23 protein-coding genes are annotated in these 26,470 nt (G+C 67.6%); 13 read left to right on the forward strand and 10 right to left on the reverse strand.

The genetic code is table 11. The features are described from left to right. Positions 1-19: 19 nt before the first annotated feature. The 4 genes from AC1D1W_RS13240 to AC1D1W_RS13255 all read right to left on the reverse strand — a co-directional run bounded on the left by AC1D1W_RS13240 (position 20) and on the right by AC1D1W_RS13255 (position 5,005). On the reverse strand, positions 20-430 hold the full coding sequence (locus AC1D1W_RS13240; protein WP_243181991.1) for a DUF779 domain-containing protein: 411 nt from the start codon (positions 428-430) through the stop codon (positions 20-22). Further along, a complete protein-coding gene (exaC, locus tag AC1D1W_RS13245) occupies positions 427-1,941 on the reverse strand; it encodes an acetaldehyde dehydrogenase ExaC (protein ID WP_476943916.1) in 1,515 nt (504 codons plus the stop codon). Before exaC ends, AC1D1W_RS13240 begins: the two co-directional genes overlap by 4 nt. A gap of 133 nt (positions 1,942-2,074) precedes the next feature. Then, entirely contained in the window at positions 2,075-3,454 is a 1,380-nt protein-coding gene (locus tag AC1D1W_RS13250) for a GAF domain-containing protein (RefSeq protein WP_476943917.1), read from the reverse strand. A gap of 105 nt (positions 3,455-3,559) precedes the next feature. Next, positions 3,560-5,005 carry an FAD-dependent oxidoreductase gene (locus AC1D1W_RS13255; RefSeq protein ID WP_243181988.1) on the reverse strand — a complete coding sequence of 482 codons (1,446 nt, stop codon included), beginning with the start codon at positions 5,003-5,005 and terminating at the stop codon, positions 3,560-3,562. Between the two features lie 121 nt (positions 5,006-5,126). Here AC1D1W_RS13255 and rarD point away from each other — a divergent pair, with 121 nt between their 5' ends. The 4 genes from rarD to AC1D1W_RS13275 all read left to right on the forward strand — a co-directional run bounded on the left by rarD (position 5,127) and on the right by AC1D1W_RS13275 (position 9,064). After that, positions 5,127-6,161 carry an EamA family transporter RarD gene (gene rarD, locus AC1D1W_RS13260; protein ID WP_476943927.1) on the forward strand — a complete coding sequence of 345 codons (1,035 nt, stop codon included), beginning with the start codon at positions 5,127-5,129 and terminating at the stop codon, positions 6,159-6,161. Positions 6,162-6,253: 92 nt separating this feature from the next. Further along, the gene (locus tag AC1D1W_RS13265; protein WP_243181987.1) at positions 6,254-6,658 is read left to right on the forward strand and encodes a DUF7793 family protein; all 405 of its coding nucleotides are present in this window, start codon (positions 6,254-6,256) and stop codon (positions 6,656-6,658) included. Further along, complete coding sequence (locus AC1D1W_RS13270) at positions 6,645-8,177, forward strand: putative bifunctional diguanylate cyclase/phosphodiesterase (RefSeq protein ID WP_243181986.1); 1,533 nt, start codon at positions 6,645-6,647, stop codon at positions 8,175-8,177. Before AC1D1W_RS13265 ends, AC1D1W_RS13270 begins: the two co-directional genes overlap by 14 nt. Before the next feature lie 65 nt (positions 8,178-8,242). Then, the gene (locus AC1D1W_RS13275) at positions 8,243-9,064 is read left to right on the forward strand and encodes a class I SAM-dependent methyltransferase (protein WP_243181985.1); all 822 of its coding nucleotides are present in this window, start codon (positions 8,243-8,245) and stop codon (positions 9,062-9,064) included. Here the strand turns inward: AC1D1W_RS13275 and AC1D1W_RS13280 are convergent. Next, positions 9,031-9,903 (reverse strand): universal stress protein, encoded by an 873-nt coding sequence (locus AC1D1W_RS13280; RefSeq protein WP_243181984.1) that lies wholly within the window; start codon positions 9,901-9,903, stop codon positions 9,031-9,033. The genes AC1D1W_RS13275 and AC1D1W_RS13280 overlap by 34 nt on opposite strands. Positions 9,904-10,093: 190 nt before the next feature. Here AC1D1W_RS13280 and AC1D1W_RS13285 point away from each other — a divergent pair, with 190 nt between their 5' ends. Continuing rightward, positions 10,094-10,873: an AMIN-like domain-containing (lipo)protein gene (locus AC1D1W_RS13285; RefSeq protein ID WP_476943918.1), complete on the forward strand. Its 780-nt coding sequence runs from the start codon at positions 10,094-10,096 to the stop codon at positions 10,871-10,873. A gap of 163 nt (positions 10,874-11,036) precedes the next feature. On the opposite strand, the gene gabT is transcribed toward AC1D1W_RS13285, so the two are convergent. Next, positions 11,037-12,401, reverse strand: a complete 1,365-nt coding sequence (gene gabT / locus AC1D1W_RS13290; protein ID WP_476943919.1) for a 4-aminobutyrate--2-oxoglutarate transaminase — start codon at positions 12,399-12,401, stop codon at positions 11,037-11,039. 76 nt (positions 12,402-12,477) lie between these two features. Beyond that, the gene (locus AC1D1W_RS13295; protein ID WP_476943920.1) at positions 12,478-13,908 is read right to left on the reverse strand and encodes a gamma-aminobutyraldehyde dehydrogenase; all 1,431 of its coding nucleotides are present in this window, start codon (positions 13,906-13,908) and stop codon (positions 12,478-12,480) included. A gap of 146 nt (positions 13,909-14,054) precedes the next feature. On the opposite strand from AC1D1W_RS13295, the gene AC1D1W_RS13300 reads away from it, so the two are divergent. The 6 genes from AC1D1W_RS13300 to AC1D1W_RS13325 all read left to right on the forward strand — a co-directional run bounded on the left by AC1D1W_RS13300 (position 14,055) and on the right by AC1D1W_RS13325 (position 21,581). After that, positions 14,055-15,497 (forward strand): PucR family transcriptional regulator, encoded by a 1,443-nt coding sequence (locus AC1D1W_RS13300; RefSeq protein ID WP_028276686.1) that lies wholly within the window; start codon positions 14,055-14,057, stop codon positions 15,495-15,497. A gap of 104 nt (positions 15,498-15,601) precedes the next feature. Then, positions 15,602-16,894, forward strand: a complete 1,293-nt coding sequence (locus AC1D1W_RS13305; RefSeq protein WP_476943921.1) for an MFS transporter — start codon at positions 15,602-15,604, stop codon at positions 16,892-16,894. Beyond that, positions 16,891-17,571 (forward strand): FadR/GntR family transcriptional regulator, encoded by a 681-nt coding sequence (locus AC1D1W_RS13310; RefSeq protein ID WP_028276684.1) that lies wholly within the window; start codon positions 16,891-16,893, stop codon positions 17,569-17,571. Before AC1D1W_RS13305 ends, AC1D1W_RS13310 begins: the two co-directional genes overlap by 4 nt. A gap of 28 nt (positions 17,572-17,599) precedes the next feature. Then, complete coding sequence (locus AC1D1W_RS13315) at positions 17,600-17,761, forward strand: hypothetical protein (RefSeq protein WP_476943922.1); 162 nt, start codon at positions 17,600-17,602, stop codon at positions 17,759-17,761. A gap of 153 nt (positions 17,762-17,914) precedes the next feature. After that, a complete protein-coding gene (gene ppk2, locus AC1D1W_RS13320) occupies positions 17,915-18,784 on the forward strand; it encodes a polyphosphate kinase 2 (RefSeq protein ID WP_476943923.1) in 870 nt (289 codons plus the stop codon). 28 nt (positions 18,785-18,812) lie between these two features. After that, a complete protein-coding gene (locus AC1D1W_RS13325) occupies positions 18,813-21,581 on the forward strand; it encodes a cation-translocating P-type ATPase (RefSeq protein WP_043436027.1) in 2,769 nt (922 codons plus the stop codon). A gap of 93 nt (positions 21,582-21,674) precedes the next feature. Here AC1D1W_RS13325 and AC1D1W_RS13330 read toward each other — a convergent pair whose 3' ends face one another. After that, positions 21,675-22,211 (reverse strand): hypothetical protein, encoded by a 537-nt coding sequence (locus tag AC1D1W_RS13330; protein WP_028276681.1) that lies wholly within the window; start codon positions 22,209-22,211, stop codon positions 21,675-21,677. Positions 22,212-22,451: 240 nt separating this feature from the next. Here AC1D1W_RS13330 and AC1D1W_RS13335 point away from each other — a divergent pair, with 240 nt between their 5' ends. Both AC1D1W_RS13335 and AC1D1W_RS13340 read left to right on the forward strand, forming a co-directional pair. Next, the gene (locus AC1D1W_RS13335) at positions 22,452-23,291 is read left to right on the forward strand and encodes a DUF1206 domain-containing protein (protein WP_476943928.1); all 840 of its coding nucleotides are present in this window, start codon (positions 22,452-22,454) and stop codon (positions 23,289-23,291) included. A gap of 111 nt (positions 23,292-23,402) precedes the next feature. After that, a complete protein-coding gene (locus AC1D1W_RS13340) occupies positions 23,403-23,984 on the forward strand; it encodes a hypothetical protein (RefSeq protein ID WP_476943924.1) in 582 nt (193 codons plus the stop codon). A 19-nt stretch (positions 23,985-24,003) separates the two neighbouring features. Here AC1D1W_RS13340 and AC1D1W_RS13345 read toward each other — a convergent pair whose 3' ends face one another. Next, entirely contained in the window at positions 24,004-25,005 is a 1,002-nt protein-coding gene (locus AC1D1W_RS13345) for a DNA topoisomerase IB (protein ID WP_476943925.1), read from the reverse strand. 187 nt (positions 25,006-25,192) lie between these two features. Next, positions 25,193-26,470: FAD-dependent oxidoreductase (locus AC1D1W_RS13350; protein ID WP_476943926.1), on the reverse strand; the 1,278-nt coding region annotated here is incomplete at its 5' end.

Below are 26,470 nucleotides of genomic sequence, written 5' to 3' on the forward strand. Positions count from 1 at the left end.
GGCCGGGCCGGGGGACGGGTCAGACGGGCCAGTTTTCCATCAGCGTCGAGCGGATGAGGAACCGTTTGCCTTCCGGCGCTTCCACCGAGAAGCCGCTCCCCCGGCCGGGGACGACGTCGACGGTCAGGTGCGTGTGGCTCCAGTAGTTGAACTGTTCACGCGACATCCAGAATTCCAGCGGCTGGGGCTGCAATCCGTCGGAGATGTCGAACAGGCCCAACAGGACGTCGGAGTCGCCGGTCAGGAACTCCCCCGCCGGATAGCACATGGGTGAGGATCCGTCGCAGCAGCCGCCCGACTGGTGGAACATCAAAGGCCCGTGCTGCGTCCAGAGCTTGCGGAGCAGGTCCACGGACTCCGGCATGAGCGCCACCCGGGAGAATTCCTCCCCGGGGCGGGTCACGGCGGCGTCGAGCCTGGTCTGGGTCATTGGGGTCTCCCTGGCTGGTCCGGAAAGTGGTGCGGGCGGGGGGGGGGGGGGGGCAGCATCATGGAGTGGTTCTCGCGGCCGATGCCGGAGGACTTGTACCCGCCAAACGCGGCACCGGCCGGGTAGGCGTGGTAGTTGTTGACCCACACACGGCCGGCCTGGATCTCGCGGCCGGCGCGGTAGGCGACGTTGCCGTTGCGGGACCAGACGCCGGCGCCGAGGCCGTAGAGGGTGTCGTTGGCGATGCCCATGGCGTCGTTGTAGTCGCTGAAGCGGGTTACGGACACCACCGGGCCGAAGATTTCCTCCTGGAAGATCCGCATCTTGTTGTGGCCTTCGAAGATGGTTGGCTGGACGTAGTAGCCGCCGGCCAGATCTCCGGGCATTTCGGCCCGGCCGCCGCCGGTGAGCACCTTGGCGCCCTCCTGCTTTCCGATGTCGATGTAGGACAGGATCTTTTCCAGCTGGTCGTTGGAGGCCTGGGCGCCGAGCTGGGTTTCGGTGTCCAGCGGGTTGCCCTGGATGATTTTCTCCACCCGGGCCACGGCGTCGGCCATGAAGGAATCGTAGATGTCTTCCTGGACCAGCGCGCGGGATGGGCAGGTGCAGACTTCACCCTGGTTGAAGGCAAAGAGCGTGAAGCCCTCCTGGGCTTTGTCGTAGAACGCGTCATTGGTGTCCGCGACGTCGTTGAAGAAGATGTTCGGGCTCTTGCCGCCGAGCTCCAGCGTGACCGGGATCAGGTTCTGGCTGGCGTACTGGCTGATCAGCCGTCCGGTCGAGGTTTCGCCGGTGAAGGCGATCTTGCGGATACGGGGGCTGGAGGCCAGCGGCTTGCCGGCCTCGACGCCGAAGCCGTTGACCACATTGAGGACACCGGCCGGCAGCAGGTCGCCGATCAGTTCCATCAGCACCAGGATCGAGGACGGTGTCTGCTCGGCCGGCTTCAGGACGACGGCGTTGCCGGCGGCGAGGGCCGGCGCGAGCTTCCAGACGGCCATCAGGATCGGGAAGTTCCACGGGATGATCTGGCCGACGACGCCGAGCGGCTCATGGTAGTGGTAGGCCGTGGTGTCGTCGTCGAGCTGGGACAGTCGTCCCTCCTGCGCGCGCACGGCGGAGGCGAAGTAGCGGAAGTGGTCCGCAGCGAGCGGAATGTCGGCGTTGAGGGTTTCGCGGATCGGCTTGCCGTTGTCCCAGGATTCGGCGACGGCGAGCATCTCCAGGTTCTCATCGATCCGGTCGGCGATCTTGTTCAGGATCGCGGCACGCTCGGCCACGGAGGTCTTGCCCCAGGACGGGGCGATCTTGTGGGCCGCGTCCAACGCCAGCTCGATGTCCTCGGCGGTGCCGCGGGCCACCTCGCAGAAGACCTTGCCGGTGACGGGGGTGATGTTCTCGAAGTACTGGCCCTTGACCGGGGCAACCCATTCGCCGCCGATCCAGTTCTCGTAGCGGTCCTTGAAGGTGACCTTCGAGCCCTCGGTACCGGGCTGGGCGTAGACAGTCATTGCTAGCTCCTTTGCTGTGCAAAATTTGTGGCGGCCAGTTTCTGGCGCTCACCGTTGCCTACAGCGTAGAAGCCGGAAGGTTGCAGTCAGGTTGCAAGCAAGTGATCCGGGTCACTTTCCCGGGAAAGGCCGGTCAGGCGCTCAGTTCCCGGTCCAGCCGTTCGAGATCTGCGACGACGGCGGCGCGCTTGGGCGAGCGGGGCGGCAGCAGCTTCAGTGCGGCGGACCGGACCTCGATGTCGTCCCTTGCCTCGGGCAGCTCGGCGTACTTCAGGAGCGATTCCGCGCTGCCGTCCGTCAGCACGGCCTCGCGCAGCAGGGAAGAGACCCGGCTCCGCAGCTCGGCGATGCCGGGCGCCTCGGAGCGGGGCAGCACGGCGCCGCGGTAAATTTCCAGCGCTATCCGGTGGGCACCGCGCTGCAGGCAGTTGAGGACCTGGCTGGAGTCCGGCAACAGGTCCATTGGCAGCCGGTAGGGCCGGGATTCCGGGACCGCGTCCGGGTTGAGCTGATGCAGGACCTTGCGCAGGCGCACCATCTCGGCCCGCAGCGTCATGGTGGAGGCATCCCCGGGGTAGAGCAGGGTGCAGAGCTCCTCCGCGTTCAGCCCTTCAGAGTGGGTGCTGAGCAGGGCCAGGATTTCGCTGTGCCGGGCGGACAGGGCCACGGTGCGGCCGTCGATGCTGAGCAGCGCCTGGTCCCGGCCGAGCAGCTGGAGACTGTTGCGGTAGAGGCTGTTGGCGCCCGGGTCCCCGGACGTTTTCGGCGCCGGGCTCCGCCGCCGGGACGCCGGGGACTGCCCGGCTGCGGCCAGCTGCAGCCGTTCCACCCGCAGATGCGCCTGGGCGGCGGCCACTGTCGCTTCGACGAGGGACAACGTATGCGCGGCGACGGCCGATTCCGTGCCGGTGATGTCCACGACTCCCAGCAGGGCGCCGGAATCAGGATCGTGGAACGGCACGGCCGTGCAGCTCCACGGGTGGACGGAGCGCTTGTAGTGTTCGGCGCCGGAAATCTGGATGCCGCGGCCGAGGGCCAGCGCCGTACCCGGGGCGCTCGTGCCAACGGTTGCCTCGGACCAGTCGGCTCCCGGGACGAACATCATCCCTTCGGCCCGGCGCCGCATGGCGGCGTCGCCTTCGACCCAGAGCAGCCGGCCCACCTCGTCCCCCACGGCCACCAGCATGCCGCTGTCGTGGCTGGGCAGGACCAGCAGCTTGTGGATCACGGGCATGATGGCGGCCAGGGGGTGCTGCCGCCGGTATGCTTCGAGTTCTTCGCGGTCCATGGCGAGCGGGGCTTCGGGGTTGTCCGGGTTGGCGTGCAGCTGGACGGAACGCTGCCACGATTCCTGAATCAGGGTGCTGATACCGGGCAACTGTAGGCCCTCGGAGAACGCCAGTCCACGGGAGTCCAGCTGCTCGTGGCCCGCACTGGCATATTGCTGGCGCAGCTGTGCGGTGACCCCGCCTGTTGGCGGTAACAGTGCTGCCGGATGGACCAGGTTCTTCATTGAACTCCCACTGGACGGGCTCGATGGCGTGCCGGAGGCAGCCACGTCCGGCCCAGTCTAATGGGCCTGCAGGCCACCCGCCAGAGACGCCGGGAACCGCCCCTGCTACCCGCGGGAAATCTCGATCATGTCCTCGCGCGGCACCACCTTGATGCGCTCCCGTTCGATGCCGTTGGCGGACTCCGCCGCGGACCACTCGGCGCCGAGGGCAAGCTCGTGGGCATCGAGCTTGATCCACCCTTCCCACGTGGTGTACTCGATGCCGCGCTCCTTGAGCAGGTCGATGATGGCCTGCGGGTCCGGGTTCTGCGCCGGCGGCAGCGTCAGCCGGTCCTCCAGCAGAAAGCCGATGGTCTCCAGCGCGTCGCCCTTGGTGTGGCCGATCAGCCCGACGGGGCCGCGCTTGATCCAGCCCGTGGCGTAGATTCCGGGCACGGGGTTGCCCTCGGCGTCGAGCACGCGGCCGCCTTCGTTCGGGACGACGCCGCGGCGGGCATCGTATTCCAGCTCATCCAGCGGCGAACCGTGGTAGCCGATCGCGCGGTAGACGGCCTGGACCGGGTAGTCGAGGAACTCACCGGTGCCCTTGACGTTCCCGGTGCCGTCCAGCTGCATGCGTTCGAACTTGATGCCGGCGACCTTGCCGGGGTTCGCGGCGTCGTCTGTTGTTCCATAGATTTCGACGGGGCTGTGCAGGAAGTGCAGGTGCAGCCGGCGCGAGGACGGTTCCTCGGCCTCGGCGTGCTCCTCGACGAGCCAGTTCGTGAGGGTGTTGACCATGGTCCGGATCTGGTTGTTGCTGCGAACGGCCTCGTCCGAGGCCTCGTCGAATTCGAAGTCCTCGGGATACAGGACGATGTCCACGTCCTTGGCGTGGCTGAGTTCGCGCAGCTCCAGCGGCGTGAACTTCACCTGGGCCGGGCCGCGGCGGCCAAACACGTGGACGTCGGTGACCGGCGAATCCTTGAGCGCCCGGTAGACGTTGTCCGGGATTTCGGTGACCAGGAGTTCATCGGCGTGCTTGACCAGCATGCGGGCCACGTCTAGGGCCACGTTGCCGTTGCCGATCACCGCAATCTCCTTGGCCTCCAGCGGCCAGTCCCGCGGCACGTCCGGGTGGCCGTCGTACCAGGAGACGAAGTCGGCCCCGCCGAAGGATCCCTCCAGGCCGATCCCGGGAATATCCAGGTCCGCGTCCTTGATGGCGCCGGTGGAGAAGATGACGGCGTCGTAGAACGCGCGGAAGTCATGCAGCGTCAGGTCCCGGCCATAGGTGACGTTGCCGAGGAACCGGATGTCTCCGCGGTCCAGGACCTTGTGGAGCGCATTGACAATCCCCTTGATCCGCGGATGGTCGGGAGCCACCCCGTAGCGGATGAGGCCGTAGGGCGCCGGATAGGCTTCGAAGAGGTCGATGCTGACCTGGAAGTCGCCGTCCTTGACCTCATTGGATTTCGTCAGGATGTCCGCGGCGTAGACACCGGCCGGGCCCGCGCCAACAATCGCGACACGGAGGGGACGAGAGGATGTGGATTCGGCCGAGTTGGACACCGGGAGCCCTTCTGAGTCTTAGGGACAGCGCCAGTAGATACAGCGCACAGGCCCCTATTCTAAATGTGACCGGCCTGCTCGCGCTCCGATTGGCAGGAATAGGCGTCGCGCAGGTGGTGTTATTGGTTTTGTGCCTAAGCCCGAAGGATCCTTGTCCCCCGCCCCCTTGACAGCGCCGGCCAGCCCGGCCGCTGGAGCAGGGCCGGTGCCGGCCCGGCCGGGCGGACCGGCACCGGTGGACAAGGACACGACGGCGGGAATCCTGTTCGGCATCGGCGCCTACGGGCTCTGGGGGCTGCTGCCCCTGTACTTCTATGTCCTGCATCCGGCCGGCGCGGTCGAAATCGTTGCCAACCGGGTGGTCTGGTCCCTCCTGTTCTGCGTCCTGCTCATCACCGTCACACGGTCCTGGCGGGTGCTGGCTGCTGCTTTCCGGGACCGCACGGTGATTGGGCCGCTGTCCATCGCCGCTGCCCTGATCGCGGTGAACTGGCTGACGTACACCTACGGCGTGACCACCGGCCAGGCCGTCGAGGCCTCCCTGGGCTACTTCATCAACCCGCTGGTCTCCGTATTGCTGGGGGTCTTCGTCCTGAAGGAGAAGCTGCGGCCGCTGCAGTGGGCCGCGGTCGGCATCGGCTTCGTGGCCGTCGGCGTGCTGACGGTCTCCTACGGCAAGCTCCCCTGGATAGCACTGACACTCGCGCTGAGCTTTGGCCTGTACGGATTCGTCAAGAAGCGCGTGGGCCCGCGGGCGGAGGCGATCACAAGCCTCACCGTGGAGACGATCGTCCTGGCGCCCGTAGCTGCGGCCACCATGATCTTCCTCGCGGTCAGCGGGTCGGCAACTCTGGCCGCAAACGGTGCGGGACATTTCTGGCTGCTGGTGGCGTCAGGCGTCATCACCGCGGTGCCCCTGCTGTTCTTCGGTGCGTCCGCCCGCCGCTTGCCGATGACCACGATCGGCCTGCTGCAGTACTTCGCGCCCGTCCTGCAGTTCATCGTGGCGCTCGTCGTGTTCAAGGAAACAATGACACCGGACCGGTGGGCCGGCTTCGGCGTCGTCTGGCTGGCGCTGCTGGTACTGACCGTGGACATGCTGCACACGGCCCGGAAGAACTCCGTGACCCGGAAACGGGCCCGCGCCGCCGCCTAGCTCTACCGCCCCGGCGGGTTGGCGGCCTGCGCACCCCTGCCACTGTGCGTTAGTGTCATCATGAAGGGGACATGTCGGGGCGAAATTGAGGATTGCTGGTGCCACACGAGGATCGTGAAACTCAGGGCGGGCGCGACATCTCGTCCCTGGACTTCGACAGCAACGGCATCTTGCGCCTTCAGTGGGCCCGCGGCGTGGTGATTGATGCCCCCAACGCCCAGCTGGCCATGGATCGCGTCAATGAGTTGTGCGGCGGCCGGCCCACGCCGCTGCTGATCGACATGGCCACCACGGACTCCGTCAGCCGGGCCGCCCGGGCCGTGTTCGCCAAGCACTGCGACGCCTCGGCAATCGCACTCCTCGGCTCCTCCGCCGTGGACCGGGTCCTCGCCAACTTCTTCCTCGGCGTCAATTCCGCGCCGGTTCCGACACGCTTTTTCACCAACGGTGAAGAGGCGGTCCGCTGGCTGACCTCACAGGGCCATGACGGGGCGTGATGATGACCGCCGCCTCGAGGAACTCGTGGACGGCATCGTGGTTCTGTCCTCGGGCGATCTGTCGAACCGGCTGCCGGTCTCACCGGCCCGGGACGGGATAGACGCAGTCACCACCGGCATCAACCTGCTGGCCGAAGAGCTCCAGAGCATGTACGAGGACCTGGAAGTCCGGGTCGCCGAGCGGACCGCGCTCCTGGAGGCGGCCAAAGCCGAACTCCGGCGCGTCATCAACACCGATGAGCTGACCGGCCTGGCCAGCCGCTCGCTGCTGCAGGAAAAAGTGGCCGAAGCCGTTGCCGGGGCCGGCACGGGACGCCAGCCGGCCCTGATCCTGATGGACCTTGATTCCTTCCGGCTCATCAACGACAGCCTCGGCCACGCCGCCGGGGACGCCGTACTGCGCGAGACGGCCCTGCGGCTTAGCGCCGCGGCCGGACCGGGCCACTTGATCGCACGCCTCAGCGGCGATGAATTCGCGGTGCTCGTCGCGGACCAGGACACGGAGTCCGTGCTGCAGACCGCGGCCCGGCTCGGCGAATCACTGAAGGACAGAATCATTGCCGGCGGTGTGGCGGTCGCCCTCACGGCCGGCACCGGTGTCCGGCTCGGCGAACCGGGCCTGCGAAGCGAGGAACTCATCCGCGATGCCGACATCGCCATGCACGAGGCCAAGAAACGCGGCAGGGACACCCTCCTGGTGTTTTCCGCGGCCATGCACGAGGCCGCCAAGCAGCGGGTCCACCAGGTGGCGGAGCTGCGGACGGCACTGGCGACGGACCAGCTCGAGCTGGAGTACCAGCCCATCATGGACCTGCGTACCGGAGCGATCGCCGGCGCCGAGGCCCTGATCCGCTGGCGCCATCCCGCCTTGGGCCTGCTGGGGCCGGATACCTTCCTCGACGCCGCCGACGAGGCCGGGCTCACCGTGGAAATCGGCCACTGGGTGCTCCGGAACGCCATCGCACAAACCGGCCGCTGGAAGTCCGATCCGGGGCTTCCCGCGGACTTCAGCACGCACATCAACCTCTCCCCCGCGGACCTGCACCACGTCGATCTGGCACCCTACGTCGAAGGCCTGCTGAGCCAGAACGGCGTCGAGCCCCGCCATATCTCGATCGAAATCACCGAAACCGCGATCATGCGCGGCGGCCCCGAAGTGGCCGCCACCATGCAGTCGCTCAATGACCTCGGCGTCCGGATCGAGATCGACGACTTCGGCACCGGCTATTCCTCCATCAGCTACCTGCGCACGCTCCCCGCCGCGCAGGCGAAGATCGATAAGTCCCTGCTCGACGGGCTGACCACGGACCGGCAGCAGGAAACCTTCGTCGCCGCCATCCTGCAGCTGATCCATTCGGCCGGGCTGGGCGCCGTCGCCGAAGGCATCGAGGACAGGGAGCAAGCCAACAGGCTGCGGCAGCTGAACTGCGAGTTCGGCCAGGGGTATTTCTTCAGCCGCCCGCTCCCGGTGGCGGACATGACGGACCTGCTCGCGCACAGAGACGGCGCGGTCGCGTGAGAGGAACCGTGCCGGCGGGCAGACGCAAAACAGGAAAACGCAAAACAGGAAAACGCGTGCACTGGGTGGCAGATAGTGTCCGGCTCGCGGCCAGGGTTGCCGTGCTCTCCCTGCACCGTCCCAGCCGCCCGGACCGGCGCTGGGATGCCTTCTGGCGCGGCGTGTCCCAGGGATCCCTCCGGGAACCGGTCATCTGGGACGCCGCCCCGGGCGCCGGGAACGAAGAGATCCGGCACCACCTGCGAGTGATGGCCGGCGCGATGGACACCAGCCTTCCGGTGATCGATCTCGGCTGCGGGAACGGCACCATCACACGGCGGCTTACCGACATCTTCGCCTCGGTCCTCGGCGTCGACGTCTCACCCCAGGCCGTGGCAGCCGCGCATTCCGCGCAGCCGCAGGTTGCAGGCCTCCGTTTCCGGAGCCTGGATGCCACGCAGCCGGCCGCGGCGGCTGCGCTGGCGGGCGAACTCGGCGACGCCAACGTCTTTGTCCGCGGCGTGCTCCATGTCCTCAGCCGGCGTCGGCAGGCACGCCTCGCAGGCTCCATCGAAGCGCTCCTGGGCACCCGGGGCAGGATCTACCTCGTCGAAACGAACGTGCCGGGCGGCGCCCTGAGCTACCTGCGGGAACTCGGCGCCACCGGCAGGCGGATCCCGGGACCGCTCCGCCAGGCCATTGCCTCGTTGCCGAAACCGGGCCACTTCGGTGCCGGGCAACGCTCCCGCGTGTTTCCCCCGGACCGCTGGACCCTCATCGCGGAGGGACCCACCGTCCTGAAGACGGTGCCGATGGAGGCCGGTGGACCGCCCGGCAGCATTCCCGCGTACTGGGCGGTCCTGGCCCCGGCGCCTCAGACCTCCGGGAAGGCATCCACCCGCTGGTAGTCGCGCGGGACCACCACCATCGGAACCGGAAGCGCCCGCAGCACCTTGAAAGCCGTGCTGCCAATGAACAGTTTGTGCTTCTCCGCCAGGCGGGAGGACCCGACGATCATGACCTCGCCGTCGTCCCATTCCAGGTCATCGATCGCTTCCTCGATCGTGCGGCCGTGCGCGACCTCCACGCTGACATGGTGGCCCTCCGGCAGACGGTGCGCGGCGGCAGCGAGGACGGTGTTGGCGTGGATGTGGGCGGCGTTGACGTTCTCCCCGCCGTCCCCCTCGACGTCCAGTTCCACGAGGGAAACCAGCCGAAGCGGCACGCCACGGCGCTCGGCGGATTCGATCGCGACGTCGATCGCCGCCTCCGCTCCGACGCGCTGGCCCACCGCGAGGGTCAGACGCGTGATGGCTTCGGTCTGGCGGTAGCCGCGCGGCGCCAGTGCCACCGGTACCGGGGCAGCGTGCAGCAGGGCGTTGGCCACGTTGCCCACGGTATGGCGCTTGAACAGGCCGCTGCTGGCGGCACCCACCACGATCAAGCCGGCCCTGAACTCGAGTGCGGCCTCGATGAGGCCGGCCGCGAACGATTCTGCCTGGCGGACATGGAAGTGCGCCTCCAGCCCCTCGGGGACCAGTTCCATTCCCTGGCGTTCCGCTGAGCGGATCTGCTGCTCCGCGGCGCTGACCTGGTTTCCTTCCGGATTCATCGCCACATAGGGCGTGTGCCGATCCACCACATAGACCAGGTCGAGATGCGCTCCCTGCGCGCGGGCCATGGCTGAGGCCAAGGCAACGGCGTCCGCACCACGTTCGGTGGGTGTATAGCCGACTACGTATCGCATGTATGAACCCCTTTGGGTCTGGGGCAGATGCCAGCTGCGCCCCGGGGGTTCCGGGCGACGTCGGCCGGTCTGCGTTCCTGCAGTGGATAGGAACGACTCTAGTCCAGCGGCACGTCAAAAGGTGGTGACTTATTACCCTGACCAGCACAATCTTCCGGACCTACGCTGGAATGGTCGAGGGGAGCGCACCATGGACGCCATTCGCAACGGACGGACGCGGACGCGGACCGCGGGAGTGGGAACCCTGACGCTCCTGCTGGTCCTGACCGCCTGCACGCCGGCCCCGCAGCCCTCCGCCGGCAGCCAGCCGCCGTCGCAGTCCCCGACCGCCTCCGTCGGCCCGACCGCCAGCCCGTCGCCGTCGGCAACCGGGGATGCCGACGAAACGGCGCCGCCGCAACCAGGCGACAAGGTGATCTCCTCCACGGTCACCCACGACTGGTCCGTGCCGGGGCCAACCACCCCGTTCCACACGGACCACAAGAACCCTGTGCCGATCGCGCCCCCGCCGGCGGCACCGCTGCCGACGCTGTCCGCCATCGGCGCGGGCCAGCACCCCTCCGACGCGCCGCCGTACGACCAGTTGAGCTTCCGCTTCACCGGTGGCTTCCCCAGCTACGACGTCGAAACGGTCCCCGAACTCGTCGACGACGGCAGCGGCCTGCCCATCCCGATGCCCGGCACGGGAACCCTCCTCGAGGTGACCTTCCGCGGGGCCCAGTCGCACACCGCGGACGGCACGGCCAGCACCGTGACCAGTGCGCCGCCGCCGGCAATCGGATACCAGGCGCTCACCAGCTACGCGCCGGCCGGGGACTTCGAAGGCGTGCTGAGCTACGGGATCGGCGTCGGCCGTCCGATGGGCACGATTCCGGAGACGAAGGTGCGGGTCACTGAGGTGGAGAAGATCGAGCAGGGCCAGCACCTGTACGTGGTGGCGATCCAGCTGGACGCGACCGCCTGGAAGTAGGACCGGACGCAGGACCGGATGCAGGGCCGAACAAAGCCAAGCCGGAAACAGCGGAGGAGCCACGGACAAGGTGTCCGCGGCTCCTCCGCTGTGTCGCCCGTTTTCGGGTAGCGCCGGCTCGCCGGGAAAGGATCGCCTTCCCGGCAGCTCACTGGGCCTTGGGCTAGGCGTTGGCCTTGATGGCCGCGGCCAGGACTCCGAGGCCGTCCAGCAGCAGCTCGTCGCTGATCACCAGCGGGGGCAGCAGCCGGATGACGTTGCCGTAGGTGCCGCAGGTGAGGATGATGACACCCTCCTTGAGGCAGGCTGCAGCGACGGCCTTGGTCAGCTCCGGGTTCGGCTCCTTGGAACCGGCCTGGACGAGTTCAATGGCCAGCATGGCGCCGCGGCCGCGGACGTCACCGATCACTGAACTGTCAGCAAGCTCGGCGGCGAGTTCGCGCAGCTTGCCGAGGGCGATCTCTTCAATGTGCTTGGCGCGGCCGTTGAGGTCGTACTGCTCCATCGAGCCGATCGACGCCAGCGCTGCTGCGCACGCCACCGGGTTGCCGCCGTAGGTGCCGCCGAGGCCGCCCGGGTGGACGGCGTCGAGGAGATCGGCGCGGCCCGTGATGGCGGAGAGCGGCATGCCGCCGGCGATGCCCTTGGCCATGGTGATGATGTCCGGGACAACACCTTCGTGGTTCACGGCGAACCATTCACCGGTGCGGCAGAAGCCGGACTGGACCTCATCGGCGATGAACACGATGCCCTTGGCCTTGGCCCAGTCCGCCAGCGCGGGCAGGAACCCGTCGGCGGGGACAATGAAGCCGCCTTCGCCCTGGATGGGTTCGATGATGATCGCGGCAACCTGCTCGCCGCCGATCTGCTTCTCGATCATGGTGATGGCGCGCTTGGCGGCCTCGGCACCGGTGATCTCCGGGTTTTCCTCGCGGAACGGGTAGCTCATCGGCATGCGGTAGACCTCGGGCGCGAACGGGCCGAAGTTGGTCTTGTACGGCATGGCCTTGGCGGTCAGCGCCATGGTCAGGTTGGTGCGGCCGTGGTAGGCGTGGTCGAATGCGACGACGGCGTCCCGGCCGGTGGCCAGGCGGGCCACCTTGACGGCGTTTTCGACGGCCTCCGCGCCGGAGTTGAACAGCACCGTGCGCTTTTCGTGGTCGCCCGGGGTGAGGCGGTTCAGCTGCTCGGCAACGGCGACATAGCCCTCGTACGGCGTGACCATGAAGCAGGTGTGGGTGAAGTGCTCCACGGCTTCCTTCACGGCGCCGACGACGGCGGGGTCCGAGGCGCCGACGCTCGTCACGGCGATGCCGGAGCCGAGGTCAATGAAGGAGTTGCCGTCGACGTCGTGGATGATGCCGCCGTCGGCGTCGGCCACGAAGACCGGGACGCTGGACGCGACGCCGGCCGCGACGACCGCCTTGCGGCGCTCGGTCAAGGCAACGGACTTGGGGCCCGGGAAGTCGGCCTGGACGCGGCGCTTCTGCTCGAGCCGGTAGGTGATGTCATGTGCGGTGGTGGTCATGGGAAGGCCTTTCTAAGCGTGCGGTTGAGCGCGCGAGTTATGCGTCAGGTTGAGTTAGCAACGTTATGCGCCTGCGTTATGCGTCGAGCGCACTCATGACGTGCTTGATGCGGGTGTAGTCCTCCACGCCGTACATGGACAGGTCCTTGCCGTAGCCGGACTGCTTGAAGCCACCGTGCGGCATTTCGGCGGTGAGGAGAATGTGGGTGTTGATCCAGACTGCGCCGAAATCGAGGTCGCGGCTCAGGCGCATGGCGGTTCCGTGGTTCGTCGTCCAGACGCTCGAGGCCAGGGCGTACTCGACGTCGTTGGCCAGTTCCACGGCCTCGTCCTCGGTGCTGAACTTCTGCACCGTGATGACCGGGCCGAACGTTTCCTTCTGGACGATGTCATCGGTCTGCTTGGCGCCGGTGACGATGGTGGGTTCGAAGAAGAAGCCCTTCTCGCCCGCACGGTGGCCGCCGGTCTCGATCTTGCAGTTCGCCGGCAGGTGCTCGACGACGGAGGTGACCGCGTTGAAGTGGTTGACGTTGTTCAGCGGGCCGAAGTAGTTGTCTTCGTCGTTCTGCGAGCCGGTGTGCAGGGTCTTGGTGTGCTCCACCATGGCGGCAACGACGTCGTCGTGCACCGAATCCTGGACGAGGACGCGCGTAATGGCCGTGCAGTCCTGGCCGGCGTTGAAGAAGGCGAACTCGGCGATCGCCGCGGCGCTCTTCTTGATGTCGGCGTCGGCGAACACGATCGCCGGGGCCTTCCCGCCGAGTTCCAGGTGGGCGCGCTTGAGTCCCTTGGCGGCACCCGAGGCGACAGCGATGCCGGCGCGGACGGAACCGGTGATGGAGACCAGGCCGGGGACCTTGTGCTCGACCATCATGGCGCCGGTTTCGCCGGTGCCCAGGACAACGTTCAGGACGCCGGCCGGGAAGATCTCACCGGCGAGCCGGGCCAGCACCAGGGTGGATTCGGGGGTGGTGTCGGAGGGCTTGAGGACCACGGTGTTGCCGGCGGCCAGGGCGGGCCCGATCTTCCAGATGGCCATGAGGAACGGGTAGTTCCAGGGGGCCACCTGCGCAACGACGCCGATCGGCTCGCGCCGCACGTAGGAGGTGTGGCCTTCGAAGTACTCGCCGGCGGACTTGCCTTCCATGATGCGGGCGGCGCCTGCGAAGAAGCGCAGCTGGTCGGCGCCCGCGGCCACTTCCTCGGAGGCGATCAGGGAGCGGACCTGGCCGGTGTTGCGGTGCTGGGCCTCCACGAGCTCGTCACTCTTGGCCTCGACGGCATCCGCGAGCTTGAGCAGCATGAGCTGCCGCTGCCCGGGCGTGGTGTGCTTCCAGGTCTTGAACGCGTTCTTGGCTGCCGTCATGGCAGCGTCGACGTCGGCCTGCACCGAGATCGGCGCCTGCGCCACCACGTCGCCGTTGGCGGGGTTCACGATGGGCAGCAATCCTGTGCCGGCGGGGGTGACGAACTCGCCGTTGATGAAGTTCTGCAAGGTTTGAACCACGGTGTACAACCTCTTTCTTACTGCCAATGACGGATGTGTGACTGGTCACGAGCCTATGCCAGCAGGCCAAGGCAGGGAATAGGCACCTGCACACCATCCCCGCAGAACTTTAGTGCGCTTGACCAGCACCCGGCTATCCTGAATCCATGGCCATTTCACTCGCAGCCCTACTGGGAGTTCCGTCCCTGCATCTCACCAAGGCCGGACTCGCCGAAACCACCTGGCACCAGGACATTCTTTGGGTGGCCGTCACCGAACAGGAGGATCCGCAGCGGTTCCTCAATGGCGGCGAACTGATCCTGACGACCGGGATGCGGCTCAAGAGTGCCGCGGAGCAGCGCCGGTTCGTGCGTCAGGTCCAGCGGGCGGGCGCGGTGGGCATCGGGTTCGGGGTGGGCCTGACGCACGACGCCGTTCCGCCGGCCCTGATCGCCGAAGCCAACCGGTGGGGGCTGCCGGTGGTGGAAGTGCCCTACGAGACACCGTTCATCGCGATCGGAAAGCTCGTGGCCGACGCCCAGTCCGCGGACCATCTGGTCAAGCTTGAGCGGCTCATCGCCGGGCACCAGATCCTGGCCCGCGCTCTGCTGACCGGCGGCGGCCTCGCCGAGCTCCTGAAACACCTGGGGTCGATGCTGCGCACCGAGATCGTCCTGACCCAGTTCACCGCCCAGCTGTACAACAGCGTTGCCGGCCACCCGGCGCCCAAGGCCGAGGGCTGGGCGTCCTATCCCATCCCCACGGGACGGCGCGACGCCTGCACCCTGTGGGTGAAGCAGCCGTTCGAGGACACGGGCATCGTGGGCTACGCCCAAAACCTGATCAGCGTTGAGCTCAACAACATGGTCAAGCAACGGCAGGCGCAGCGGGCGCTGGCGGGCCAGGTCCTCGACGACGTTATCCACGGGACGCTGGAGGCGTCCGAAGCCACCCGGCGCCTGGCCGGCGTCGGCATCAACAGCACCCGCAAGAACGTGGTCCTGCTCGCCGAATCGGCCGCCCACCAGAAACAGCTGGGAAGCTCGTCGCTGCCCCAGCCGCTGGCTGCGGCGGTCGGCTCCGTCGTCGGGAAGGACCTCGTGGTGGTGGTGGCCGACGACGGCAGCGGCGCGAGCGCCCTTGCCCGCAGCCTCAGCGACCACCTCGCCGAGGCCGGGATCCATGCCACGATCGGCATAGGCGGGGCGTACACCAAGCCCAACGGCCTGCGCTGGAGCTATTTCGAGGCCCGCGACGCGGCCAGCCACGGGCTGCCGGTCAACGAGCCCGAGCGGCTGAGCCTGACCTCGCTGCTGCTGGCCAGCGAGGACGTTCCGCTGGCGGACATGGCCAGCGAATCACTGAACCCGCTGCGGGCCTTCGACGCGGCGCACGGCGCCGAACTCATGGCCACGCTGGAAAGCTACCTCGGCAACAACGGTTCGGTGGCGGCCGTCGCCGAGGAACTGACGCTGCACCGCAATACTGTCCGCTACCGGCTGGCGCAGATCACCGAACTCACCGGATACGACCCCGCGCAGACAGCGGACCGGGTGCAGCTCTGGCTCGCGCTGGCAGTGCAGCGGCTCAGCGCCCGGCACCCGCGCTGACCCGCAGCAGCGCACCGGCCACCGCCCAGGCAACACGGGGTCACATGCAGAGATATTCGCCACTAAAGGCTGAGTCGCAAACATCAAACGTCTAACCTTTAGGTATGGCTAGCAGCACGGCGGTTTCCGCACTTTCCCAGACAGCTCCACCCGGCGCGGTCCGCCCGCGGGGCGTGATCGTGGCCGGCGTCGTGGCGCTCGTGCTCATCGGGCTCAACCTGCGCGCCGGCATCACCGGCGCCGCCGCGCTTTTCCACGACCTGCAGGCTGTCCTGGGCTACGGCCCGCTGATCGCAGCGCTGCTCCCCTCGATCCCCACGCTGTGCTTCGCGGTGGCCGGCGCTGCCACGTCCTGGCTCACCCGGCAGCTGGGGCTGGAAAAAGCCATCCTGCTCTCCCTCGTGATGCTGGCCGCCGGGCTGCTGCTCCGCGGCGTCCCGTCCACCGGGATGCTGCTGGCCGGCACCGTGGCGGGGATGTCCGGGCTGGCCATCTGCAACGTGGCCATGCCCTCTTTCATCCGCGTGCACTTCGCGGACCGCACGTCCCTCATGACCGCCGTCTACACGCTGACCATGACCACAGGCGCCACCGCCACCGCCGTGCTGATCGTTCCGGTGGCCCAGGCCCTGGGCTCGCCGTCGGCGGGCGTCGGCGCGATCGGATTCCTGGCCCTGGGGGCGTGCCTCGGCTTCCTCCCGATCGCTGTGCACGCCCACCGCAACGCGTCCGCGACCAAGGCTGCCCGGGTCTCGCCATGGCCCCTGCTGCGGACCCGCACGGGCGCCCTGATCACCCTCGGCTTCACGGTGCAGGCGCTCCTGGCCTATGCCGTGCTCAGCTGGTTCCCCTACATGCTGGCCACCATGGGCCTCACCGCCTCCGACAGCGGGCTCATGTTCGGACTCATGCAGCTCGTCTCCGTCCCCGCCGGCATGGTGCTGGTGGCCATCGGCTCACGCCCCCGGATGCTGCGGACGGCGTTCTACCTTGCCACCGTGACCATGGCCCTGGGCATCCTGGCCATGCTGATCCTCCCCCCTGCCTGGTCTCCCCTGACCGCTGTGCTGGTGGGCTTCGGCCTCGGCATCTTCCCGCTGGTCATGGTGATGATCAGCCGCAGCGGCCGCAGCACGGCCGAGACCACCGCGCTGTCCACCGTGGCCCAGTCCGCCGGGTATCTGCTGGCGACGCTCGGCCCGTTCGGCATGGGCCTGTTGCACAGCGCCACCAATTCCTGGACGCTGCCGTTGGCCCTGCTGCTGGCCGTGGCCCTCGGCCAGATCGCGGTTGGCCACCTGCTCTCGGCCGGACCGAAGGAGCTGCGGGCCAAGGAACTGGCAGCCAAAAAGCTGCGGGCCACCGCCCCGCACGCCTCGGAAGGAACCCGGCCATGACACTCACAGCTTCGCACCGGCCACCGCTGGCGGAGGAAATCACTGCCAAGCTGCGGGCCCTGATCCACTCGGGCGAGTGGCCGCTGCAGCAGCGCATTCCGGCCGAACCTGAGCTGATGGCCGCCTTTGGGGTTTCCCGTGGCACCCTGCGTGAGGCCATCAAAGCGCTGGCCCACAGCGGAATGCTCGAGGTCCGCCGCGGGGACGGCACGTATGTCCGCGCCACGAGCGAGATCGCAGGCGCCACGCAGCGCATGTATGAGGACCACTCCCAGGAGCACATCCTCGAGGTCCGGGTCGGGCTGGACACCCAGGCGGCCCGGCTCGCTGCACGGCATGCGACGGCCGACGACCTCACCGCCCTGCGCGGTTTGCTCACCGCCCGCCGTGCCGCCTGGCTCGCCGAGGACTACGCCGCGTGGGCACGGGCAGACTGGGACTTCCATGCGCGCGTGGCCGAGGCGTCCGCCAACCCGCTGCTGCATGAGCTGTATGTCAGTTTCGGCAGCGTATTCCACAACGACCTGCTCCGCCAGCAGCGTCGGGGAGGCTTCAACGGCCTGCCGCACGAGGGCCACGACGAACTCGTGGCTGCGATTGCCGCCCGCGACGAGGCGGCCGCCGTCGAAAGCGTCACCCGGAACCTGAATTCCTGCGCGGAATGGCTCCAGGAGTAACCCAAGACTTTCCCAAGGTGCGCGGAAGATGCTCTGTCTCAGTGGCGGCCGCCACCCGCGCACCGGCCTCGCGGCCAGGCGGGTTTCCGTCATCATCGGCGTCAGCGCCGAGTCCGGACCGCCGGCCCCTGCGCCCAGCAGCAGGGGCCGGCTCGGCCGAGAGACACCCGGTTCCACCGGCGCCCATTAGGGTCTTAGTGCCGTAGACCGGACTCCAGCCGCGGTCAACACTAAGAATGGCAGGACGCCGCACGAGGGTGCCCGCGACAAGTGCAGCTGCGCCCCAGTCCCGGGCCGGGGTGCCGGTCTCGTTGGATGACAGTCTCGCCGGTGTCGCAGTGTTGTGGTTTACCTCAGCAAGTACGTCGCGAGGAGGTCGATGGTGGGCAAGAAGAAGAAAAAGTCCAAGGGCTCCGACACAGAGGACGAGCGCGCCGGGAAGAAGATGCCTCGCAAGAAGTACGAAGCGGAGATGGAGGTCCTGCAGGGTGAACTGGTCGCCATGCAGGAGTGGGTGAAGGCCACCGGAGCCAAAATCTGCATCGTCTTCGAAGGCCGCGACACGGCCGGCAAGGGCGGCACGATCAAACGCATCGTCGAGCGGGTGAGCCCCCGGGTATTCCGCGTGGTCGCGCTCCCCACACCGACCGAGCGGGAGAAGTCGCAGATGTACCTCCAGCGCTACATGTCGCACTTCCCGGCGGCGGGCGAGGTGGTCATCTTCGATCGCAGCTGGTACAACCGTGCGGGCGTCGAACGGGTGATGGGTTTCTGCACCCCGGAACAGACCCAGAGGTTCCTCGACATGACCCCGATGGTGGAGAAGGCGATGGTCGACTCCGGGATCATCCTGCTCAAGTACTGGCTCGAGGTCAGTGCGGACGAGCAGACCAGGCGGCTCGAGAGCCGCATGGATGATCCGCGCAAGACCTGGAAACTCTCTCCGATGGACCTGAAGTCCTACAAACGGTGGTACGACTATTCCCGGGCCCGGGACGCCATGTTCGAGGCGACCGACACCGCTTGGGCGCCGTGGTACATCGCGCACAATGACATCAAGAAGCGCGGCCGGCTCAACGTCATCAGCCATATTCTCAGCCAGGTGCCCTACGAGCCGTACCCGGGGCTTGACGTCGAGCTCCCCAAGCGCCAGAAGGCCGGCGATTACACCGAGCCGGCACTGTCCGTGCGGCACATCCCCACCCCGTTCTAAGCAGCGCCCCGGCGATGAGGAGGAAGTCATGAGCGACGATCCCGGAGCAGTAGCTGGGGTGGCCCCGGCGGAGGCTGACGCGAGCTGGTACGCGCTGGCACCGGCTGAAGTGGCGGCCGAGCTGAAGGTGGATCCAGTTGGCGGGTTAAGCACGGGAGAGGCGCAGCAGCGGCTGCAGGAGTACGGCCCGAACGCCCTGGCCGCCGCTAAGCAGGAGCCGGTATGGAAACGGTTCTTCAAGCACTATCAGGACTACATGCAGATCGTCCTTGTGGTCGCCGCCCTGGTCAGCTTGCTGATCGCGGAATACGGAACCGCTATTGGGCTTGCCCTGCTGACGCTGTTCAACGCGTGGCTGGGGTACCACCAGGAGGGCAAGGCCGAAGAAGCCGCTGCCTCCCTGGGGGAGATGATGAAGGCTATGGCCAAGGTGCGCCGCGACGGTGACGTTGTGGAGCTCCCCGCCGAACAGATCGTCCCCGGCGACATCGTGGTGGTCGATGCCGGTGACCGCGTCCCCGCCGACGGCCGGATCATCCTGGCGGCAACCCTCCAGATCGAGGAGGGCGCCCTGACCGGGGAGAGCGTCGCCGTCGAGAAGGACACCGAGACCATCGGCCGGCACGACGTCGGCATCGGCGACCGCCTGAACATGGCATTCATGAACACGAACGTGACGCGGGGCCACGGCGAAATCCTCGTCACCACCACCGGCATGGGCTCGGAGGTCGGCCACATCGCCCACATGCTGTCCGGGCAGAAAGTGGAGAAGACCCCGCTCACCAAGCAGGTCGACCGGCTCACCATCTTCATCATTGTCGCGGCCCTCTTCGCGTTTATCGCCATCGTCGTGATGGGCCTGGCCTCCGGCGAGTCCTTCGCGGTGCTCTTCGGAATCGGTGTGGCGCTGGCAGTCGGCTCCATCCCGGATGCGCTGCCCGCCGTCGTCACCACCATCCTGTCGGTCGGGTCGGTCAATATGGCCAAGAAGAACGCCATCATGAAGGTCCTCCCTGCGGTCGAGACCCTGGGCTCCACCTCGGCCATCAACTCGGACAAGACCGGCACCCTGACCCTGAACCAGATGACGGTCCGCGAGATCACCACAGTGCAGCACCACTACACCGTCAGCGGTGAGGGCTACAGTTTCGACGGCCAGATCCAACGGACCACCGGGGACGCCGAACGGGACCTGGACTACGTGATGTTCTCCTGCGCGTTGTGCAACGACTCCGATATCAACGACGGCGAGGTGGTCGGGGACCCCACCGAGGCGGCGCTCTACGTGCTCGCGCAGAAAGGCGGCGTGGACGTCAGGGAATTCCGCCGGAACAACCCGCGCGTGGCGTCGGTACCGTTCGATTCCGACTACAAGTTCATGGCCACATTCCACCGGATGCCGGGGGACGATGGCAAGCCCGTGATCCGGGCCTACGTGAAGGGGGCACCCGACGTCCTCCTGAGCAGGTCCTCGTTCGGCCGGATGCCGGGCGGCCACGCCGAGCGCCTCACCGACGAAATGCGGGGCAAGGTGCTTGCCGAGAACGATCGCATCGCCAGCCAGGGCAGGCGGGTGCTCGCCCTGGCGCAGCGCGAGTTCGACCCGGCGACGTTCCAGCCTTCGGGCGACCTGATGGCGCTGATGCAGGATCTGGAGATTTCGGCGCTGATCGGCGAGGTTGACCCGCCGCGCGCCGAGGCGGTGGCCGCCATCGCCAAGGCAAAGCACGCCGGCATCCGGGTCCGGATGATCACCGGCGACCACGCCGTCACTGCTGCGGCGATCGCCGACGAACTGGGCATCAGGGGCCGCGCGGTGACCGGGGCCGAGTTCGCGGCGATGAGCGACGCGGAGGCCGACAGCCAGGTAGACGGGATCGGCGTGATCGCCCGTGTCGCCCCCGAACACAAGGTACGGCTGGTCGAGGTGCTCAAGCGCAAGGGCAACATCGTGGCCATGACCGGCGACGGCGTGAACGACGCGCCGGCCATCGCGGCCGCCGACATCGGGATCGCGATGGGCATCACCGGCACCGACGTCGCCAAGGGTGCGGCAAAGATGATCCTGGCCGACGACAACTTTGCCACCATCGTGGCGGCGGTCGAAGAGGGCCGGCTCGTCTACGACAACCTGCAGAAGTTCATCCGAATCCAGGTCGCCAACCTGTTTATGTTCATTCTGGCGTTCATCGGATCCTCGGCCTTCGCCATAGCCGGCACGGCCCTGCTCAGCCCCGCCCAGGTGCTGTGGATCCACATGGCGATCGTCGCCCCGATTGGGGCCGTGATGGGCCTGGATCTCGCGACGCCGGGCATCATGGACCGCAAACCACGGCCCTTCAACCAGCCGATCCTCGTCCGGTCGATGATGGTCCGCCTGTTCATCGTCGGGCTTTTCATGGCGGCCGCGACGCTGATCCTCGTGCAGATCGGCAAGACGACCTACGGTTCACTGGAGGTCGGCCAGACCATGGCCGTGGTGGGGCTGGGGCTGATGAACATCTTCGTGGCGCTCAATCTGCGTTACCCGACCGAGAGCGCCTTCGGGCCCGCCACGGTGTCCAACCCGAAGCTGCTCTGGGCGTTCGCGTGGGCCGTCCTCGGCTCGATGCTGATCACCCAGATGAAGGTGATGCAGGACCTGTTCGGCACGCTGCCGCTTACCGGCCAGCAGTGGCTGCTCTGCCTGGTGCCTGGCGTGGTGCTGCTGTTCCTCGGTGAAATCTTCAAGATCATCCTGCGGGCCCGGCAATCGAAGGGCCGGGCCGCAGTCTCGGCTCCCCCGGTTCCGGCGTGAGAGTGCTGTTCCGGCGAGAGTGCGACTGCCACTGTTGAGGGCCGGAACGCGATGTTCCGGCCCTCAACAGTGGCGCATACGGCTGTGCCAGGGCTAGCGGACGAGGCCCTTCAGGACGTTCTTGGGCCGCTGCATCTCGCCGTGCTTGGCGCCGAGCACGACCACCCAGCCGGCGAATACGGGGATGGTCCACTGCAGGATCTTCAGCTGCTGCTGCGCGGAACGGAGTTCCTCCGAGGCTCCCGGCTTCGGCTCGGTGGCACCCTTGGCGCCCTCGGCGGCCAGCTTGTCCACCTTGGCTCCCTGCAGGCCCGCGTACAGGGTCACAGCGGCACCGGCGAGGGTGACGACGGACTTGTAGACGCTCAGGCGCGTGACGCCGTCCTGTTTGGCCATCCGGCCCTTGTTCTCCCACATGATGGCGAGGCCCGAAAGAAAATGCGCCCCAAACGCCGCCGTCTGGTACGGCGCCCACTTCTTCCAGCCCAGGCTTGAGAGGCGGGTACGTTCCGCAGGGTCCTTGGCAACAGCCGTAGCACCGTTGAGCCCAATGGCGCCCATCAGGGAACCGCCGAACCAGGCGGCTGCCGTCAGGTCGTGAATGGATCGGGCAACAAGATTACCTGCCATGTTGAGCTTCCTATCATCTGTCTTCGAATCCGAATCGCAGGGGCAGCAAGGCTGCCGGTCCGCGGCATGTCCACGAGCGGGGCCATGCCTCGGCTATGGTAAGCACACTTACCAAAAACGCGGTAGTCCACGCGGCTGCCACTTCGCCGCGCGTAGAATCGGCGGCATAGGCACACCGCCGCAGGCACGACACGGCACACCGCCGTTCCACCGGACCAGATGAGGAATACCCGCATCACCATGGCAGAAGAAGAGTCCGGGATCGAAGCCGCCCTCGGCGACGCCGTCGACACCGCGGAGGCGGCGTCGAACAGCACCGCGCTCGACGCCGTCGCACGTTCCGGATTCGCGGTGATGGCACTGCTTCATATCGTGATCGGGGCCATCGCCGTCGCCCTGGTCCTGGGCGCGCCGGGCCAGGCCGAACCCACCGGCGCCATCGAACAACTCGCCGCCAACCCCTGGGGTCCGGTGGTCATGTGGGCGGCCTGCATCGCCTGCGCGGGCCTCTCGCTCTGGCAGCTGAGCGAGGCGACGCTCCGGGGCCGCCACCTGCCGCGCCGGGAGCAGCTGGGCAAACTCATTTCCTCCGGATTCCTCGCCATAGCGTACGGGAGCGTCGGGCTGAGCTTCGCGGGCTTCGGGCTCGGCCAGCGCGGCGATTCGGGCGACTCGACCCGGGATTTCAGCACGGCCCTGATCCAGTCACCGCTGGGGGTTCCGGCCCTTGTCGGCCTCGGTCTCACCATCATGGGAATCGGCGTGTATTTCATCGTCAAGGGCTTCGGGAAGAAGTTCAAGGAGGAACTGCAGCACTTCGAGGGGACCCGCCGCGGCAGGGTCATCAGCGCCCTTGGCGTCACCGGGCACGTCTCGAAAGGGCTGGCGCTGATCCTGACCGGGCTGCTCTTCGTCGTGGCCGCGGCGACCAACAATCCCGGTTCCTCCACCGGCCTGGACGGCAGCCTCAAGGCGCTCCGGGACCACCCCTTCGGCCCATACCTGCTCCTGGCGATCGGGGCGGGCTTCATTGCCTACGGCGTGTTCGCGCTGGTCCGGGCGCGCTTCGGCCGGATGTAGCCGCCGCCCCGGATGGGGATTTCCTTGTTGGCATCCGCCCGCGGGACTATCGTGGAGCTACCCCGGGCCGGGCTGGGAGGGCCACCGCGGCAGGTCTCGCAGAGGTATGGCATGAGCTACGTTCCGGTGAGCAGGCGCACCCTCCGACGGCACCGTGAATCTGAGCGGTCCACGCGGCGGCTTGTGGCCGGCCTGTCCGCCGCGGCCGCCGCGGCCTGGCTGCTCTCGGTCACGTTGTCCACCGCGGTCCATGTCGACACCTATGTCCACCATATCGCCGTCGTGCTGCACGTGCTGTCGATGGTCGTGGCCTTTGGCGCCGTCGTCCTGATGGACTGGCACGGCTTCCTGTGGCTGATCGGCAGACGCGACCTGGCCGAAACCATCAGGCTCGACGGCGCGGCGACACCGCTGATCTGGGGCGGTCTGGCCGGCATGCTGGCCACGGGCGCGTTCCTGAACCCGCACCTGAGCAACCCGATGACGGACCTCAAGCTCGCGGCCGTCCTTGTGCTCAGCCTGAACGGGATAATGCTCATTCCGCTCATGCGGCGGCTGGCCAGGCTGACGCCCGACGCCTCGTTCAGGGACCTGGCCGCCGGGCAACGGGTCCATCTGCTGCTGTGCCTGGTGATCTCGCAGCTGTGCTGGTGGACGGCGATTGTCATCGGGTTCATTAACGCCGAGTTCTGAGGTGCCGCCGGGCCGCGCCCTAGCCGGCGGCCTTCCGCAGCGGCACCACGTCCCCTTCCTGGTACAGCAGGGCGCGGATCTCGGACTCGGCGGAATCCAGCCGCCTCGGGTCGATCGTTTCCCCGGCCGCGAAGTGGTCCAGCAGCCGGGGATCCACGTAGCTTTTCCGGGCGATCGACGGTGTGTTGCCCAGGACCGCGGCCGCGTCCTGCATGGCCTGGCTCACCGCGCTCTTCCGGGCAGAGACCTTCGCCTGGGGGCCGCTCTGCGCCAGGCTGACCGCTGCCGCCGCCGTCCCCCGCAGGGTGCGGAAATCCTTTGCGGTGAAGTCCTCCCCCGTGCGCTCCTTGACGTACTCGTTGATGTCCGCGCTCGACACCGGATGCCAGCTGCGGCCGTCCTTGTAGGCCAGCAGGCGGGCGTTGCCGCCGCGGCGCTTGAGCTGGCGCACGACGGCGGCGAGGTCGGCGTCGTCAATCCGCGACTCCCAGGTCTTGCCGCTCTTGGCCGGGAAGCTGAGCCGGAGTTCATCCTTGCGCACCTTGACGTGGGCGCAGAGCAGGGTGGCGAGGCCGTGGCTGCCGTTTTCGTTGGTGTAGCGCTCCGAGCCGACGCGCAATGATCCGCTGTCGAGCATCCGAAAGGCGGCCGCCAGCACCCGTTCCCGCGTCAGCCCTTCGGAGCGCAGGTCCATGGTCACCAAGCGGCGTGCGGCCGGCAGGGTCTCAGCCAGCTGGAGCGAACGSTCGAACTTCAGCCGGTCCTTCCGTTCCCGCCAGCTCGGATGGTAGATGTACTGCCGCCGGCCCACCGCGTCGACGCCCGTGGCCTGGATATGCCCGTTGTCGTACGGGGCAATCCAGACGTCGGTCCAGGCCGGCGGGATCCCGATGCCCTCGAGCCGTTCCCGCACGGGGCCCGGCGGCAGGGTGGAACCGTCCAGGTCCTTGTAACTGAACCCAGTCCCTGCGGGGACCCTGCGGTATCCGCGGCCGGACGCGTTGCTGTGGCGGAGCCTCATTGGCCGGCCCCGGGCGAGTGTTCATCCATGACGGTAAGCCTACTGACTACCACCCGGGTTTCCACGCCCTTGGAGGCCATGAAAACGACGCGGGGCCACTTCGCGACCCTCTTCCTGTCTGGAATGGGCCCGAAGTCACCCCGCGTTGCTCTGAGTCGTTGCTCTGCGTCGTTGCTCTGCGTCGAGGCTAGACCTCGACGGCGGCGCCGCGGGAGATCTCCACCATGTCCTCGCGGGGCACCACCTTGATGCGCTCGCGCTGAACGGCGACGCCGTGCGACCCGCCGGCAGCGGTGGCCTTTTCACCGAGGGCGCGCTCGTGCTCGTCCAGGGCCAGCCAGCCTTCCCAGCTCGTGTACGCGACGCCGCGGCCCGCCAGGAGCTCGACGATCGCCTCGGGAGCGGGCGCCGCGGCCAGCGGCAGGTTTTCGCGGTCCTCAAGCAGGTAGGTCACGGTTTCGAGGGCGTCACCCTTGGTGTGGCCGATCAGTCCCACCGGGCCGCGCTTGATCCAGCCTGTCGCGTAGATCCCCGGCACGTGGGTGCCGGCGGCGTCCAGGACCCGGCCGCCGTCGTTCGGGACGACTCCCTTGCTGTGGTCGAACTCGACCTCGGGGAGGGCGGAGCCGAAGTAGCCGATGGCGCGGTACACGGCCTGGACCGGGTACTCGACAAACTCGCCCGTGCCGCGGGCGTTGCCGGTGCCGTCCAGTTCGGTGCGCTCGAACTTGATCCCGGCGACGCGGCCGGGCGCGTCGGCGCCGTCTATGGTTTCTGCGTAGATCTCGACGGGGCTGTGCAGGAAGTGCAGGTGCAGCCGGCGGGACGCGGTGAGCTCGGAGAGGTCCTCGGGCTGTTCGGCGATCCAGTTGGTGAGCGTGCCCACCATGGTCTTGGTCTGGTTGTTGCTCTGGATCTGCCGGTCCGATTCGGCGTCGAACTCGAAGTCCTCGGCGTAGAGGATGATGTCCACGTCCTTGGAGTGGGAGAGTTCGCGCAGTTCCAGGGGCGTGAACTTGACCTGGGCGGGTCCGCGCCGGCCGAACACGTGCACGTCCGTGACCGGCGAGGACTTCAGCCCGGCGTAGACGTTGTCCGGGATTTCGGAGACCAGGAGGTCGTCGGCGTGCTTGGAGAGCATGCGGGCCACGTCGAGGGCCACGTTGCCGTTGCCGATCACGGCGATTTCCTTGGCCTCCAGCGGCCATTCGCGGGACACGTCGGGGTGCCCGTCGTACCAGGATACGAAGTCGGCGCCGCCGTAGGAGCCCTCGAGCTCGATGCCGGGGATGTTGAGGTCAGCATCCTTGATGGCGCCGGTGGCGAAGATGACGGCGTCGTAGTGGGTGCGGAGGTCATCGATGGACAAGTCCGTGCCGTAGTCCACGTTGCCGAAGAACCGGATGTCGCCGCGGTCCAGGACCTTGTGCAGGGCGTTGACGATGCCCTTGATGCGGGGGTGGTC

It is taken from the genome of Arthrobacter sp. P1_B4, from assembly GCF_056406555.1.

Coding starts and splice junctions, on each gene's coding strand:
- AC1D1W_RS13285 (WP_476943918.1), top strand. CDS start 10,094: ATGGACGCCATTCGCAACGGACGGACGCGGACGCGGACCGCGGGAGTG.
- AC1D1W_RS13240 (WP_243181991.1), bottom strand. CDS start 430: ATGACCCAGACCAGGCTCGACGCCGCCGTGACCCGCCCCGGGGAGGAA.
- AC1D1W_RS13280 (WP_243181984.1), bottom strand. CDS start 9,903: ATGCGATACGTAGTCGGCTATACACCCACCGAACGTGGTGCGGACGCC.
- AC1D1W_RS13310 (WP_028276684.1), top strand. CDS start 16,891: ATGACACTCACAGCTTCGCACCGGCCACCGCTGGCGGAGGAAATCACT.
- AC1D1W_RS13305 (WP_476943921.1), top strand. CDS start 15,602: ATGGCTAGCAGCACGGCGGTTTCCGCACTTTCCCAGACAGCTCCACCC.
- exaC (WP_476943916.1), bottom strand. CDS start 1,941: ATGACTGTCTACGCCCAGCCCGGTACCGAGGGCTCGAAGGTCACCTTC.
- gabT (WP_476943919.1), bottom strand. CDS start 12,401: ATGACCACCACCGCACATGACATCACCTACCGGCTCGAGCAGAAGCGC.
- AC1D1W_RS13300 (WP_028276686.1), top strand. CDS start 14,055: ATGGCCATTTCACTCGCAGCCCTACTGGGAGTTCCGTCCCTGCATCTC.
- AC1D1W_RS13315 (WP_476943922.1), top strand. CDS start 17,600: ATGCTCTGTCTCAGTGGCGGCCGCCACCCGCGCACCGGCCTCGCGGCC.
- AC1D1W_RS13270 (WP_243181986.1), top strand. CDS start 6,645: ATGACGGGGCGTGATGATGACCGCCGCCTCGAGGAACTCGTGGACGGC.
- AC1D1W_RS13340 (WP_476943924.1), top strand. CDS start 23,403: ATGAGCTACGTTCCGGTGAGCAGGCGCACCCTCCGACGGCACCGTGAA.
- AC1D1W_RS13335 (WP_476943928.1), top strand. CDS start 22,452: ATGGCAGAAGAAGAGTCCGGGATCGAAGCCGCCCTCGGCGACGCCGTC.
- AC1D1W_RS13250 (WP_476943917.1), bottom strand. CDS start 3,454: ATGAAGAACCTGGTCCATCCGGCAGCACTGTTACCGCCAACAGGCGGG.
- AC1D1W_RS13325 (WP_043436027.1), top strand. CDS start 18,813: ATGAGCGACGATCCCGGAGCAGTAGCTGGGGTGGCCCCGGCGGAGGCT.
- AC1D1W_RS13330 (WP_028276681.1), bottom strand. CDS start 22,211: ATGGCAGGTAATCTTGTTGCCCGATCCATTCACGACCTGACGGCAGCC.